Genomic DNA, 14,521 nt, shown 5'->3' on the forward strand with positions numbered 1-14,521 from the left:
GAGGCATGAGTGATCTGCGCGCACTGCTCGGCATCGAACACCCCATCATCCTCGGTCCGTTCGGCGGGCTCTCCTCCGTCGGGCTCACGGCGGCGGTCAGCGAGGCCGGCGGCCTCGGCGGCTATGGGCTCTACGGCTACGACGCCGACCGCATCGGCGCGACGATCGCGTCTCTGCGGGAGGCGACCTCGCGTCCTTTCGCGGTGAACATCTGGCTGCCGACCGGCGACGAGGTCGAGCCGAATCCGCAGCACACCGTGTTCGCGCAGGCGCTGCAGCCGTTCTACGACGCGGTCGGACTCGAGGTGCCCGCCCGCCCCGAGCGCTACCTGCCTCCCCTCGACGAGCAGCTCGACGCGATCTTCGAGGCGGCACCACCCGTGCTGAGCACCGTCTTCGGGGTTCCGTCCGGGGCCGTCGTCGACGAGGCGCACCGCCGCGGCATCCGTGTCGTGGCAACCGCGACGACCGTCGCCGAAGCCGTCGCACTCGCGGGCGCCGGGGTCGACGCCGTCGTCGCGACCGGCTTCGAGGCCGGCGGCCATCGGGTGTCGTTCCTCCGTCCGGCCGAGGAATCGCTCGTCGGGACCTTCGCACTCGTGCCGCAAGTCGTGGATGCCGTCGATGTGCCGGTCATCGCGGCCGGCGGCATCGCCGACAGGCGCGGAGTCGCCGCCGCGTTCGCGCTCGGAGCGTCAGCCGTGCAGGTCGGCACGGCCTTCCTCGCGACGGCGGAGTCGGCGGCGAACCAGGCGCATCGCGACGCCATCCGCTCCACCGCCGCCGACGGCACCGTTCTCACGAAGGCGATGAGCGGACGCCTCGCCCGCGGCACCCGCAACCGTGCGGTGCGGGCGATCGAGGCGAGCGGGACGATCGCCCCGTTCCCGATGCAGAACTGGCTCACCGGCCGATTCCGCGCGGCAGCGGGCGAACAGAACCTCGGCGAGTTGCAGTCGCTCTGGATGGGTCAGGGCGCGGCACTGGCCGGTCATGCGACCGCCGCCGAGGCCTTCGCCGACCTGCTGGCGGGAGTGCCGGAGGCCCGGTGAGGGTCGTTGTCGATCCGGGCTGTGAAGCTGGCCAGGTACGGGGGCTTGCCAGCGACGTCATCGGCTCGAGGCGTCGCACCCCTCTGGGCGCCCCGGGTCAGAGGATGACGGTGGACCGGCCGTGGACGATCACACGGTCCTCGGCATGCCACTGCACGGCACGGGCGAGAACGAGGCGTTCGACGTCGGCGCCGCGCTGCTGCAGATCGGCGGCCGACTCCGAGTGCGTGACACGGGTGACGTCCTGCTCGATGATCGGTCCCTCATCGAGATCCGCTGTCGCGTAGTGCGCGGTGGCTCCGATCAGCTTCACACCGCGGTCCTTCGCCCTCGCATACGGGTTCGCCCCGATGAACGCGGGGAGGAAGGAATGGTGGATGTTGATGATCGGGGCGCCGAGACCCTCGATGAAGTCGTCGGTGAGGATCTGCATGTACCGGGCGAGGACCACCAGATCCACGTTGCCGCGCAGGAGCTCGAGCTGACGCTGTTCCATCGTCTGCTTGTCGCCTGAGGGGATGTGCACGAACGGCACCCCGAACGAGCGTACGGACTCGGCGAGGTCGGGGTGGTTCGAGACGACCATCGTGACGTCGATGTCGAGCTGGCCTCGCTGCGTGCGCCACAGCAGCTCCATCAGGCAGTGATCGTACTTCGAGACGAAGATCGCGACGCGCTTGCGCCGCGCGGTGTCGTGCAGCGACCACTCCATGCCGAACCGCTCGGCGACCTGAGCCAGATCGGCTTCGAGAGCCGTGCGCGCCGCAGAGAGCCCGGGGAGGTGGATCACCGTGCGCTGGAAGAACCGGCCGCCCTCGGAGTCGGTGGAGTGCTGGTCGAGCGAGATGATGTTCGCGCCGTGGACGGAGAGCACGCCGGCGACGGCGGCGACGATGCCGGGCTGATCATCGCAGGCGATCAGCAGGCGGGCGGTGTCGGGCTGAGACATGAGGGCTCCTCGGGGGTGTGCATCGATTCTGCCGTGGATGCGACCACCGGGCGAATCGGACGCATCGCGACGACGGGTCGCTACTCTGGGAGCGTGGACGCGGGCGATCTCGGACTGGTGCTGATCCCGCTGCTCGCCGTGGCAGCGCCGCTGCTGGCGCGCGGCATCCGACCCCTCATCCGCGTGCCGATCATCGTGTTCGAGCTCGTCCTCGGGATTCTCGCGGGGCCCGCGGTGCTCGGCTGGGTCGAGCCGACGCCCATCCTCGAGAAGCTCAGTGATTTCGGTCTCGCGATGCTGTTCTTCATCGCGGGCTCCGAGATCGACTTCCGGGCGGTCGCCGGACGGCCCCTCGTCCGCGCCTCGATCGGGTGGGCCATCAGCGTGGTGCTGGGCATCGGAATCGGCTTCCTCCTCGCCCCGGGCGAGGGGATGGTCGTGATCGCGATCGCCCTCAGCTCCACCGCACTCGGCACGCTGATGCCGATCCTCAGGGATGCGCAGGAGACCGACACCCCGTTCGGACGTGCGGTCACCGTGATCGGCGCGGTCGGCGAGTTCCTGCCGCTGATCGCGATCTCGCTCTTCCTCAGCACCCGCACCACCCCGCTCGCCACCGCGGTGCTGCTCGCCTTCGTCGTGCTCGCGGGGCTCGCCGTGCTCATGGCTCGGAGGATGCCGCACGGGCGCCTCCACTCGTTCGTGCGTGCGACTCTGCACACCTCCGACCAGTTCGGCGTGCGGTTCGTGCTGCTGCTCATCGCGTCGCTGGTCGGCCTCAGCGTCGTGCTCGACCTCGACATGCTGCTGGGTGCATTCGTCGCCGGAGCGGTGTGGCGCATCATCATGGCGCGCGCGCCCGAGAAGGACGCCGAGGCGGTCGAGACGAAGCTCGAGGCCATCGCGTTCGGCTTCCTCGTGCCGATCTTCTTCCTCTACACGGGCGTGAACTTCGACCTGCAGGCGCTCACCGGCTCGTCGTCCGCGATGCTGATGCTTCCGCTGTTCCTCGTCGCGCTGCTCGTGCTCCGCGGCACGACCGCGCAGCTCTCCGCGCCGACGGGCGCGAGCGCCAGGGACCGCACCGCGATCGGGCTGCTGGCCGCCACCGGGCTGCCCATCATCGTCGCCGTGACGGCGATCGGGGTGGATCAGAAGATGATCGACACCGGCACGGCGGCAGCACTCGTCGGGGCCGGGATGCTGTCGGTGCTGCTGTTCCCCCTGATCGGGATGCTGATCCGCGGCGAGGCGGCACGACTCGTCGACCCGGCGCTCGTCCGCGAGACACCGCAGGGGGAGCTGTGACGGCCGCGTCCGCGCTCGTCGCCGACGCGGTGCGTGCGCTCGCCGGCCTTCCGAAGGAGGGACTCGGTGAAGAGCGCGAATCGCGGTGGCGCGGACGCCGCATCGTGCGGGTGGGCGAGGCGTGGCACCTCGGGGTGCTGCTGCTCACCGAGACGCACGCACTGGCGACCGCCGAGGTGCTGAGGGCCGCCGATCCGGGGCGCCGCGGCTACACGGCGGAGTCCGCGCGCGAGCGCGCAGAACGACGTGCTCTGGCACTGCGGGGCGGGTTCGACGAGGGCGATGTCGTGCACGTCGGATGGTCGGTGATCGACCTCGCCGTCGTGGACGCGGGCGGAGCATCCGGGCCTCTGGCGATGGTCGACACGGTGCCATCCGTGCGATGGAGCACGGCAGGCGGTTGGATGCCGCTCGAGGCATACCTCCGCGAACGGGTCGAGCTGCTGCGCGGCTGAGGCGACGGGCTCGGCTGACCGGCCGAGCCCGCGGCTCGGCTGAGCCCGCGGGCGTCAGGCTGCCGCGAACGTCTGCGCGAAACGGCGCAGCAGCGCCGCACCCTCCGTCACGGATGCCGACAGCACCTGCCCCTGCACGGCGTCGAACTCGTCGGGGTCGAAGTACCCGGTGGTGCGATAGAACGTCATCCGATCGGCGAAGTCCCGCGGAGTCGGCTCCGGATGGAACTGCGCCGTGTAGAGGTGGGTGCCCACCCGATACGCCTGCACGGGACAGGTGTCATTCGTGGCGAGCAGCACCGCGCCCTCCGGCAGAGCCGCAGCGCTCTCCTTATGAGCGGTGAAGACGGTGAGCGCGGGGGAGCTCGGACCGAAGACGGGGTCCGCGGCGCCGGCGGCGGTGGTCTCGATCACGGTGGCGCTCGCCGACTCGGGGGTGTCCGACGTGACCTGGCCGCCGAGCATCCGCGTCACCACGCCGATGCTGAAGCAGGTGAAGAAGGCGGCGACCTGCGAGTCGATCGCCAGCCGCGCGATGTGCTCGAGATCCGCTTCGACCCTCAGCTGCACGGCGGACTTCTCGACGTCGCTGACGTTGAACGGCGAGCCGCCGACGACGACGCCGCTGTATCGCGCGAGGCGCGCGGGGTCGAGGCGCTCGGTGAGCAGGTCGAGGCGGTCGACGACGTCGACGCCGAGCGCCCGTCGGAACGAGGCGTGCTCGGCATCCGCCGCCCCGAGTTCGGGGCGCACACAGACGTAGAGAAGCGAGACCACCACGAGAGTCTAACGACGACGGGACACGGTCGACGTCGCCGCCGACTCCGACCACATCACGGAGCCGCCGCGGAGCCGTCGCGGTGGCGGCGCGCTCGCGTCATCGGGACGAGTTTGACGTGCGGCCGCGCACGATCCCGATGAACGTCTCGACGTCGGGGGTGGTGTGATCGCGGCGCCAAGCCAGGGCGACCGTCGAGGTGGGGCCGTCGGCCAGGGGTCGGTGGCCGACATCCTTTCGGTGGTGCAGGCGTGCGAGCGACATGGGGACGATCACGATGCCCGTCCCGGTGGCGGCGGTCACGATGGCGTCCGCGACCGACAGCGGTGCGAAGGCCGGCGCGACGGCACCCGGGATGTCGATCGGACCGAGCGCATCGTCGGTCGGGACCATCACGATCTCGCCCGACAGATCGGCGACGGTCAACTCGTCGGCCGCGAGGAGGTGCGACTCGATCGATGCGACCACCACCGGCACCTCGTCGTACAGCGTGATGATGTGCAGGTTCTCATCTGCCAGCGGCAGGCGCACGAGGGCCGCATCGAGGTCGCCGATGGCGTCTCGCTGATCGGCGACCTCGATCGTCACCAGCTCGATGGGCACATGCGGCATCCGCTGCTTCCAGGCATCGATCCACTTGCCCGGCGTCGCGCCGGGGACGACCCCGAGACGGAATGTGCGCGGCTGCTCCGGTTCGGTGTCGGGCGCGTCGAAGACGACCTTGGCGGTCTTCTTCGGAGGCTTGGGCGGCGGGAACCGCTGAGCCGGTGCGGCCTTGTTGCGCCGCACGGGCGAGCCCTTGCCGGCACGTCCTGCCGGTCGTCGTCCCTGAGTCGCCATGTGCTCCAGGGTACCCGGCGGATGAGGTGAGACGTTCTGAGAGCGCGGCCGATCAGGCCGCGAGCCACAGCCCCTTCGGGTCGGTGGCGACCGTCAGTCCGGCCGCGACCGTCTCGTCGTCGCCGATGCGCGCACCGCGGACGATCCGCGCTCCCGCGCCGACCTCGGTGCGGACGCCGATGTGCGCGCCGTCTCCGACGGCGGCACCCTGGCCGATGTGTGCGTGCGCGTCGACGTGCGCACCCTCGCCGATCACGGCATCCGGTTCGATCCATGCGCCGCGGGCGATGGTCGCCCCCGCGCCGATACGGGCGCCGGGTTCGATGTAGGCGCCCGCTTCGATGTGCGCCTTCGGATGGACCTTCGCGCCGTGCGCGACGAGACCGCGACCGTTGGCGTGCTTGCGGTATCGCAGCGTGGCGCCCTGGTCGTTCTCGATGTCGACGTAGTTCTTTCCCACGATTCCTCCCGTGTTCCGGAGTTCTCCGGATATATCAATAACCACGGGGGTGCCGGATTCATTCCCGAGCATGGATGCGGGTCATCGCTGACACACGGGACACCAGAATGTGATCCTCTCGCGGGTCGGATCCGCGCCCTGCTCGCCGCGTCTGATGGGGGTTCCGCAGCGGCGGCACTGGCGTCCGGCACGTCCGTACACCCACGTCCCCTGACCGGGGCGATCGACTCCGGTGAAGGTGCGATGGCGACGATCGCGGTTCGCGCGGATCGTGCGCACGCCGAGGTCGAGCAGCGCGGGAACGTCGACCTCCGGTGCGGGGGTCGTCGGCAGGATTCCGCGGAGGAACAGGAGTTCCGCGGCGTATTCGTTGCCGAACCCCGCGACGTTCCGCTGGTCGAGAAGGGCGACGTGGATGCTGCGGGTGTCGGCGCTCACGCGTCTGGCGGCCTCGACGGCATCCCAGTCCGGGCCGAGCGGATCGGGGCCGAGATGGCCGACGAGCTCGTCCTCGTCGCGGGTCGGAACGACCTCGATCTCGGCGAGGTCGATGCCCACCGCCTCGCGCTGCGCCGTGCCGACGATCGCGCGGACCTTGAACGCCGGATGCCGCCACTTCTCACCCGCCCGGTAGACGAGCCAGGCGCCGTCCATGCGCAGATGGGAATGCAGCGTGCTGTCGCCGATCCGCAGCAGCAGATGCTTGCCGCGCGCGATCGACGAGAGGATCGGCTGACCCGTCAGATCGAGCGTCGCGAATCGCGGCACCCGAAGGTCGAAGCGCGCCACCTCACCGCCGACCAGCGCCTCGTCGAGACGTCTGGCGGTGCGGAAGACGGTATCGCCCTCGGGCATCAGGCGTGCCCTGACCCGGGGGGTGGCGGCAGCGGCGCCGAGACGCTGCCCGGCAGGGGAGGCGGAGGAGTGTGCTGTGGAGCGTGCTGCGGAGTGTGCTGTGGCAGCGGCGTGCGCTGCAGCATGGTGCGCGCGAGGGCAGTGGCACCCGCGACAGCGGCGGGCATGACCGCGACAGCCCCGCCGGGGATCAGAAAGCACAGCTGCGTGGCGACACCGAAGCCGAGCACGCGCGCGCGGCTGCCGCGGAACAGCACCGCCCGGTCGGCAGGGCTGAGATCGCGGGCGTCGAACGCCCGCCCGGTGAGCTCGCGGGCGAGCATCCGTCCCGACAGCACGACGCCGCCCACCGCACCGAGGAATCCGCCGATGAGAGGGACGAGACCGAGCAGCAGCACGGCGATCGCGATCAGGATGCCGAGGACCACGAGTCTCAGGCCCTCGCCGACCGCCATCCAGAATCCGCCGCCGTCCGAGGGCGGGGCGTCGCCGAGATCGGCCTCGACAGCGCGCCAGATGCGCTGGTAGAACGGGTCGCCGATCGTCAGGGCGAGGGCGCTGAACACGGCGCTCGCGAGTGCGAGCGCCGCGGCGAAGATCACGATGCCTACGGCGGCGCGCAGCACCGAGCGCCAGGCCGGGATCCAGCCGTCGGCGAAGGGGGTGAGACCGTCGGAGATCGGCCCGAGAGCGAGCGCGAGCGGCACGAGTCCGGCGAGCAGCACCAGCGCGGCGATGAAGCCCGGTACGAGACCGAGGGCCATGAGCCCCGGTCGGCGCCGCCATGTGCCGAAACCGCGCAGCAGGGTGCGGACGCCGCTGATGAACTCCCCGATCATGCGTCCAGCCTAGAATCAGTGGTCATGGGCCGGTCAGATCGCCTTGCGCAGCGTGTAGCCGCGGGGGGTGGCCACGAATCCGGACTCCTGCAGAGCGAGGGCGAGCTCGGTGCCGTACACGCCTTCGCCGTTGACCTTCTCGACCGTGAGGGTGTCGAGGCGCCGCGCGCGGGCGGTCGCTGCGAGGTCGGTCGCTGCCGCGCGCAGCACCTCGGCGTCGTCGGTGAAGCACAGCACCGTGCGTCCCCCGCGTTCGAGGTAGAGGATGAGCGATCCGTCGACGATCACCACCAGGCCTCCGGCCTTGCGCCCGGGGCGATGCGAGACCTCGTCGCGCTTGGGCCATCCGAGCGCCGCGCCGTAGGGGTTGGCGGGATCTGTCGCGGCGAGCGTGACGGCATTGCGGGGAGGCGGATCGGCGAGCCCGGCGAACGTGCGAAGTCGGTCGACGGTGGCGGATGCCGCGAACTGCGCCGCGCCGAGCCTCTCGATCACATAGCCGCGGCGGCAGTGCCCAGCCTCCTCGAAGCCGGCGAGGACCCGGTATGTCTGCGCGAACCCGCCCGGCACGCCCTCGGCCTGCACGGCTCCGCGGGTGACCACGCCGTAGCGGTCGAGGAGCAGCCCTGCGGTGACGGTCGCACGACGAGCGGCATCCGTGTCGACGGTGGGCAGCAGCGACCAGCGCCCGCCGATCGACGTCGGTCGGGGCGCGGTCCGTGCCAGCGACATCCCCCGATAGGTGCGCGTGCGCGGAGCGCGTCGGGTGACCCGGTGCGCCTGGGAACCACCGGCCAGCAGCGACCGGATCGGGGCGAAGGTGTCGTTGGTGACCCGGCCGCCCCACGTCAGCGCCCACAGCGCCTCGAGCACGGACTGCTCGTTCTCGGCGCCGGTCATGTCCTTCAGCTGACCGGCGAAGTACGCGCCACCCGCATCCAGCGCGATCAGCACTCGGGCCTCGAGCGAGTCGGCGGCGATCTCGTCGTCGGGCTCGGGCAGCGTGAACGGCGCGAGGTCTGCGGGATGCAGCGAGACCCAGCCGTCGCGCCCCGGCAGCGTGCCGTGGCCCGACCAGATGACCTCTCCCGAGGCAGTGAGCTCGTCGAGCAGGGCGGGGGAGTAGTCGCGCACCCGAGAGGGCAGCACGAGCGACTCCCACGCGCTCGCGGGCACGGGCACCCCGGCGAACTGCTCGATCACCGCGAGCACCCCGTCGAGTCCCTCGAGCGGGCGTCCCAGGTGCTGCCAGTCCGGCAGGAAGCGCGCATACGCCTCGGGCGACACGGGCTCGACGCTGCCTCGGATCGCGGCGAGCGACCGCATCCGCAGGCGGCGCAGCACCTCGGTGTCGCACCATTCGGTCTCGTTCCCCGTGCCCGAGGCCTCGGGCAGGAAGTAACCGCTGGTCAGTCTGCCCGAGTGCTCGAGCCGCTGCAGGGTATGCCGCGCGACGGCGGCGCCGAGCCCGAATCGCGTCGCGACGGCATCCGTCGTGAAGGGACCATGCGTGCGGGCATAGCGCGCGATGAGGTCGCCGAGCGGATCGGCGAGCGGTTCGAGGAATGCGACGGGGATGCCGGTGGGCAGCGCGGCACCGAGTGCGTCACGCAGCCGACCGGCGTCCTCGATGGCTGCGACGCGCGTGGTGCCGGCGACGGTGACGGGGATCGCGCGGCGGGCGGCGATCAGCGCGTCGAGGTGGTCGGACGCGGACCCCGTCTCCGGGTCGAGTCGTGCGTCGATCTCGGCGGCATCCATCGGACCGAGCATCCGCAGCAGATCGGCGACGCCTTCGAGACCTCGCGCTCGTCGCTCGGGGTCGAGGCGCTGCGCTTCTCTCTCGAACTGGGCGATGACGTCGGGGTCGAGCAGCTCGCGGAGCTCGATTGTGCCGAGCAGCTCGCCGAGCAGCGCGGGGTCGACCGAGAGGGCGGCCGCCCGGCGCTCGGCGAGGGGGGAGTCCCCTTCGTACATGAAGGCACCGACGTAGCCGAACAGCAGGTCGCGGGCGAAGGGCGAGGGCTGAGGCGGCTGCGTCTCGACGAGCCGGATGCGCCGGTCGGCGATCGACACCGCCAGCGTGCGCAGCGAGGGCAGGTCGTAGACGTCCTGCAGGACCTCACGGAGCGTCTCGAGGATCACGGGGAACGTCGGGTGCCGGCGCGCCACCTCGAGCAGCTGGGCCGAACGCTGACGCTGCTGCCACAGCGGGGTGCGCCGGTTGGGGTTGGTGCGCGGCATGAGCAGCGCGCGCGCCGCGCATTCGCGGAAGCGCGACGCGAACAGCGCCGAGCCGCCGACCTCCTGGGTGACGAGCTGCTCGAGTTCATCCGGGTCGAACACGAAGAGCTCGGCCCCGGGCGGCTCGGCCTCGGCATCCGGGATGCGCACGATGATGCCGTCGTCGCTCGCGACCGCAGAGCCCTCGACTCCGAGTCGCTCGCGGATGCGGGCGTTGATCGCCAGCGCCCACGGTGCATGCACCTTCATGCCGTACGGGGAATGAAGGATGACCCGCCAGTCGCCGACCTCGTCGCGCCCGCGCTCGACCGTCAGAGTGCGATCGGTCGGCAGCGTTCCGGTCGCTTCGCGCTGCTCGGTCAGGTGCGCCATCAGGTTCATCCGCGCCTGCGCGTCGAGTCCGGCTTCGATCAGTCGCTGGGCGGCCTTCTCGGGAGTCGCGGCGGAGACCTCTCGCGAGAACCTCCCCAGCGCCTCGCCGAGCTCGAACGGTCGGCCGATGCCGTCTCCGTGCCAGAACGGCACCTTGCCGGGCTGGCCGTAGGCGGGGATGACGTTGACCCGGTCATGGGTGATCTCGGCGATCCGCCAGCTCGTCGTGCCGAGCGTGAAGACGTCGCCCACTCGCGACTCGTAGACCATCTCCTCGTCGAGCTCGCCGACGCGGGCGCCGGTCGACTCGCCGGCGACGAAGACCCCGAAGAGTCCGCGATCGGGGATCGTGCCCCCGCTCGTGACGGCGATGCGCTGCGCGCCCGGACGTCCGGTCAGGGTGCCGGCGTCTCTGTCCCACACCAGCCGCGGGCGGAGTTCGGCGAACTCATCGGAGGGGAACCGTCCGGCGAGCAGGTCGAGCGTCGCCTCGTAGGCCGATCGGGGGAGCGACTGGAACGGAGCCGAGCGACGCACGGTCTCGAACCACTCCTCGACGCTGATCTCGCCGAGGGCGCTGGCGGCGACCGTCTGCTGCGCGAGGATGTCGAGCGGATTGCGGGGCACCTGGATCGCCTCGATCTTGCCCGCCAGCATCCGCTCGGTGACGATCGCGGTGTGCAGCACGTCGCCGCGGTGCTTCGGGAAGAGGGCGGCCCGGCTGATCTCGCCGACCTGGTGACCTGCTCGCCCGACGCGCTGCAGACCGGAGGCCGCGGACGGCGGGGCCTCGACCTGGATCACCAGGTCGACCGCACCCATGTCGATGCCGAGCTCGAGGCTGCTCGTCGCGACCACGCAGCGCAGGACACCGGACTTGAGCTCTTCTTCGACCTGGGCGCGCTGCTCTTTCGAGACCGACCCGTGGTGCGCCTTGGCGAGCACGGGGTCTGCTCCGGCGGTGGCACCTGCCTGCGCCATCATGGCTGCCGGCACGGAGGCCTCGGGCAGTGCGACGCCGATGCGCTCGGAGTAGATCTCGTTGAGTCGCCCGGTGAGGCGCTCGGCGAGGCGACGCGAGTTGGAGAACACGATGGTCGACTTGTTCTGCAGGATGCGATCGACGATCGCCTCCTCGACGTGGGGCCACACGGAGCCGGTGACCTCGGTGTACTCCGCATCCGCCGCGTCTCCCGCGTCCTTCGGCGCGCCGGGAGGGGGTGGCGGATTGGTCATGTCGTCCATCGGCACCACGACGCCCAGCTCGAACGTCTTGGACGCCGGCGGCGCGACGATCTCGACAGGCGCCGCGCCGCCGAGGAACCGCGCGACCTCGTCGATCGGACGCACGGTGGCCGACAGGCCGATGCGCTGTGCGGGTTGGTCGTGGCCGTGGGTGCGACGCAGCGCATCGAGACGCTCGAGGCTCACCGCGAGGTGGGCTCCGCGCTTGGTCGCGGCGACCGCATGCACCTCGTCGATGATGACCGTGTGCACATCGCGAAGCGTCTCGCCGGCGCGACTGGTGAGCATCAGATACAGCGACTCGGGGGTCGTGATGAGGATGTCGGGCGGATCGGAGACCAGCTTGCGGCGATCGCTCGAGGTCGTGTCGCCCGAGCGTACGCCGACCGTCACCGAAGGGGCCTCGACGCCGAGCCGCCTGGCCGACTGGCCGATGCCGATGAGGGGCGAGCGCAGGTTGCGCTCCACGTCGACGCCGAGCGCCTTCAGCGGCGAGATGTAGAGGATGCGCGTGCGCGAGGCGTCGGCGGCCTTCGTGCGCTTCGCGGGAGGGGTGGGCTGCTCGATGCGCTCGCGGAACACGCTGTCGATCGCCCAGAGGAAGGCCGAGAGCGTCTTGCCCGAGCCGGTCGGTGCGACGACGAGCGCGTGCTTTCCGGCAGAGATCGCATTCCAGGCGCCCGACTGGGCGGGCGTGGGTTCGGGAAACGCACCCCGGAACCAGTCTTGCGTGGCAGGGGTGAAGCGTTCGAGCACGTCGCTCATCCCTCCATCATCACCCGTGCCACCGACATCGGGGTCGGCATTGTCCGAGGGTGCGGGCATGCTGTAGGCATGGCGACGCACACCACGAACTACGCGAGCACGTTCATCGAGGTCGCAGAAGACTGTCCCGTCGACCACGCCGAAGAGCCGCCGACGGGTGAGAGGCCCACGATCGCCGCACTGCACTATCGACTGATCGCGCAGGAGCCGTATGCGCGCACCTCCGACGACGTGATCTTCACCACGCATGCGCTGCGTGCCGGGATCGACCCCGACGACTCCGCCGCACGCGAGGCGTTCTTCTCGAAGGGGCAGCCCTGCCTGCGCTCATCACCGCGGGGAAAACGCTACGGGTGGGGGATCGCCCACGACGCCGAGGGGCGGGTCGCGCTCGTCCCTCGAGAATCCGAGGACTACACCCTGCTCGCCGCCGACCCCGCGATCGCCCATACCCGGGCGATGCGGAGCCGACGGGCGTGAGCTCACCTCGAGGTCAGTGAGCCGTCGACGTCGATCTCGAGCGTGAGTCCCAGGTCGAGACGCGCGAGGAACGCATCGTCATGACTCACGACCAGCACCGCCCCGCGGTATGCCCGGAGCGCCTCGACCAGCTGATCGACCGTGTCGATGTCGAGGTTGTTCGTCGGCTCGTCCAGCACCACGAGGTGGGGTGCGGGGTCCGAGAGCAGCAGTTTCGCCAGAGCCACGCGGAACCGCTCGCCGCCTGACAGAGCGGCGACAGGTCGCTCCGCGGTGGCCCCTCGGATGAGGAACCGTGCGAGGCGATTGCGCAGCTCCTTCTCGGGCACCTGCGGTGCGGCATCCGCGATGTTCTCGAATACCGACCGGTTCTCCTCGAGCCCGTCGACGCGCTGCGGCAGGTAGCCGATCCGGTCGGTGAGAGCTGTCGCGACGAGGCGCGCTCCGGAGCTCCGGAGATCCGCGTCGTCACCTGACGGATCGGGCCGGTCCGCGTCGAGCGGCAGCGCTTCTCCGGAGTCGTGGCCGACGTCGGCCACGAGCCGTTCGAGCAGCGTGGTCTTTCCGGCGCCGTTGCGCCCGATCAGCGCGACCCGGTCGGGGCCCTGGATGATCCACGACCTCTCGCCGTCGCCGATCGTCGCGATGCGACGACTGCGTGACACCTGCGGATCCGGCAGCTCGATCTTCATCGACGCGTCGGACCTCAGGCGCCGCCCCGCCTCGTCGAGCGCAGTGCGGGCTGCATCCTCCTTCGCCCCGACCTCCGTGCGCAGCCTGCCCGCCGACACCTCGGCCGCCATCTTGCGCCCGTGGGCCACGATCTTCGGCACGCGCTTCTCGATCTCGGCCTTCTTGGCGGTGCGCGCTCGGTGGGCGAGCTTGACCTCGGCCTCGATGCGCTGGCGCTTCTCCTTGCGGAACTCCTGTTTCGCCGTCACCTCCGCCTGCCTCGCGGCATCCTGCTCGGCGTCCAACCAGGCGCGCCATTCGGAGTACGGCCCGCCGAACACGCTCAGCGTCTGGGCGTAGAGCTCGGCGGTGTCGTCCATCAGTTCGAGCAGCGACAGGTCGTGGCTGACAACGATGAGTGTGCCCTTCCACGAGCGGACCATCGCCGCGAGTCTCGCGCGGGCGTCGCGGTCGAGATTGTTGGTCGGTTCGTCGAGCAGGGTGATCGGCGCGCGCCGGAGACGGATGCCGGCGATCGCGACCAGCACGGCCTCACCACCCGACAGCTCGCCGACCCTCCGGTCGAGGAACTCGGGGGCGAGCCCGGCGTCTGCCAGGGACATCTCGGCGCGCGCTTCGATGTCCCACTCGTCGCCGACCGTGTCGAAGTGCACCTGATCGACGTCGCCCGCGCCGATCGCACGGACGGCATCGAGGGCGGGAGCCACTCCGAGAAGATCGGCGACCCGGCGGTCGACGTCGAGTGTGAGCTGCTGCGGCAGGTAGGCGACCTCGCCGGTGGTGGTGAGGTGCCCGGCCGTCGGGGTCAGCTCGCCCGCCATCAGCCGCAGCAGCGTGGACTTGCCGGCGCCGTTGCGACCGACGAGGCCGGTGCGACCGGAGCCGAATGATCCGGAGACCGAGTCGAGCGCTGACGTGCCGTCGGGCCAGGTGAAGGTGAGTCGATCGAGGGTGACCGATGAATGAAGAGTGGGGACTGACATGGTGTCTCCTGTCCAGTGCGAGGGTGCACTGACACCGGTCGCCCGATGGGCCCGTCTGAGCGGGTCGCTGTCGAAGGACAGCGGGCGGTGGTCTGCCGTGGAGTCGGCGATCGTCGGGTCAGCGCGCGGAAAGATGAGCGCGGAGGCGACGGATCAGATCAAAGGACTTCCAGACACGGCGGACAGGACTCAACGACGATACC

12 protein-coding genes are annotated in these 14,521 nt (G+C 70.6%); 4 read left to right on the plus strand and 8 right to left on the minus strand.

Annotated elements, in window-relative coordinates; all coding sequences use genetic code 11:
• The first annotated feature begins 5 nt into the window (after positions 1-5).
• Positions 6-1,052: a nitronate monooxygenase gene (locus AB0P11_RS07820; protein WP_363521063.1), complete on the plus strand. Its 1,047-nt coding sequence runs from the start codon at positions 6-8 to the stop codon at positions 1,050-1,052.
• A 97-nt stretch (positions 1,053-1,149) separates the two neighbouring features.
• Here the strand turns inward: AB0P11_RS07820 and purU are convergent, their stop codons facing one another.
• The gene (gene purU / locus AB0P11_RS07825; protein WP_056279633.1) at positions 1,150-2,001 is read right to left on the minus strand and encodes a formyltetrahydrofolate deformylase; all 852 of its coding nucleotides are present in this window, start codon (positions 1,999-2,001) and stop codon (positions 1,150-1,152) included.
• Between the two features lie 93 nt (positions 2,002-2,094).
• Between purU and AB0P11_RS07830 the strand changes: the two genes are divergently transcribed.
• Together AB0P11_RS07830 and AB0P11_RS07835 are read left to right on the plus strand one after the other, a co-directional pair.
• Positions 2,095-3,309 (plus strand): cation:proton antiporter, encoded by a 1,215-nt coding sequence (locus tag AB0P11_RS07830; protein ID WP_053099225.1) that lies wholly within the window; start codon positions 2,095-2,097, stop codon positions 3,307-3,309.
• The gene (locus AB0P11_RS07835) at positions 3,306-3,764 is read left to right on the plus strand and encodes a hypothetical protein (protein WP_056279635.1); all 459 of its coding nucleotides are present in this window, start codon (positions 3,306-3,308) and stop codon (positions 3,762-3,764) included. Before AB0P11_RS07830 ends, AB0P11_RS07835 begins: the two co-directional genes overlap by 4 nt.
• Before the next feature lie 54 nt (positions 3,765-3,818).
• On the opposite strand, the gene AB0P11_RS07840 is transcribed toward AB0P11_RS07835, so the two are convergent.
• From AB0P11_RS07840 to AB0P11_RS07865, 6 genes are all read right to left on the minus strand, one after another.
• Positions 3,819-4,541 carry a GMP synthase gene (locus AB0P11_RS07840; protein ID WP_053099224.1) on the minus strand — a complete coding sequence of 241 codons (723 nt, stop codon included), beginning with the start codon at positions 4,539-4,541 and terminating at the stop codon, positions 3,819-3,821.
• Positions 4,542-4,641: 100 nt separating this feature from the next.
• Positions 4,642-5,382, minus strand: a complete 741-nt coding sequence (locus AB0P11_RS07845; protein ID WP_285363933.1) for a LysR substrate-binding domain-containing protein — start codon at positions 5,380-5,382, stop codon at positions 4,642-4,644.
• 52 nt (positions 5,383-5,434) lie between these two features.
• The gene (locus AB0P11_RS07850) at positions 5,435-5,842 is read right to left on the minus strand and encodes a DapH/DapD/GlmU-related protein (RefSeq protein ID WP_053097570.1); all 408 of its coding nucleotides are present in this window, start codon (positions 5,840-5,842) and stop codon (positions 5,435-5,437) included.
• An 81-nt stretch (positions 5,843-5,923) separates the two neighbouring features.
• Positions 5,924-6,697, minus strand: a complete 774-nt coding sequence (locus AB0P11_RS07855) for a DNA-formamidopyrimidine glycosylase family protein (RefSeq protein ID WP_056280260.1) — start codon at positions 6,695-6,697, stop codon at positions 5,924-5,926.
• Positions 6,697-7,536 carry an EI24 domain-containing protein gene (locus tag AB0P11_RS07860; RefSeq protein WP_363521071.1) on the minus strand — a complete coding sequence of 280 codons (840 nt, stop codon included), beginning with the start codon at positions 7,534-7,536 and terminating at the stop codon, positions 6,697-6,699. Before AB0P11_RS07860 ends, AB0P11_RS07855 begins: the two co-directional genes overlap by 1 nt.
• 33 nt (positions 7,537-7,569) lie before the next feature.
• Complete coding sequence (locus AB0P11_RS07865; protein ID WP_363521074.1) at positions 7,570-12,162, minus strand: ATP-dependent helicase; 4,593 nt, start codon at positions 12,160-12,162, stop codon at positions 7,570-7,572.
• Between the two features lie 69 nt (positions 12,163-12,231).
• Here AB0P11_RS07865 and AB0P11_RS07870 point away from each other — a divergent pair, with 69 nt between their 5' ends.
• Positions 12,232-12,642: a DUF6157 family protein gene (locus AB0P11_RS07870; RefSeq protein WP_363521077.1), complete on the plus strand. Its 411-nt coding sequence runs from the start codon at positions 12,232-12,234 to the stop codon at positions 12,640-12,642.
• Positions 12,643-12,644: 2 nt separating this feature from the next.
• On the opposite strand, the gene AB0P11_RS07875 is transcribed toward AB0P11_RS07870, so the two are convergent.
• Positions 12,645-14,318: an ABC-F family ATP-binding cassette domain-containing protein gene (locus tag AB0P11_RS07875; RefSeq protein ID WP_363521080.1), complete on the minus strand. Its 1,674-nt coding sequence runs from the start codon at positions 14,316-14,318 to the stop codon at positions 12,645-12,647.
• Between the last annotated feature and the right edge of the window lie 203 nt (positions 14,319-14,521).

This window comes from Microbacterium sp. NPDC079176 (assembly GCF_040686675.1).
In the GTDB taxonomy this organism is placed as follows: Bacteria; Actinomycetota; Actinomycetes; order Actinomycetales; family Microbacteriaceae; genus Microbacterium.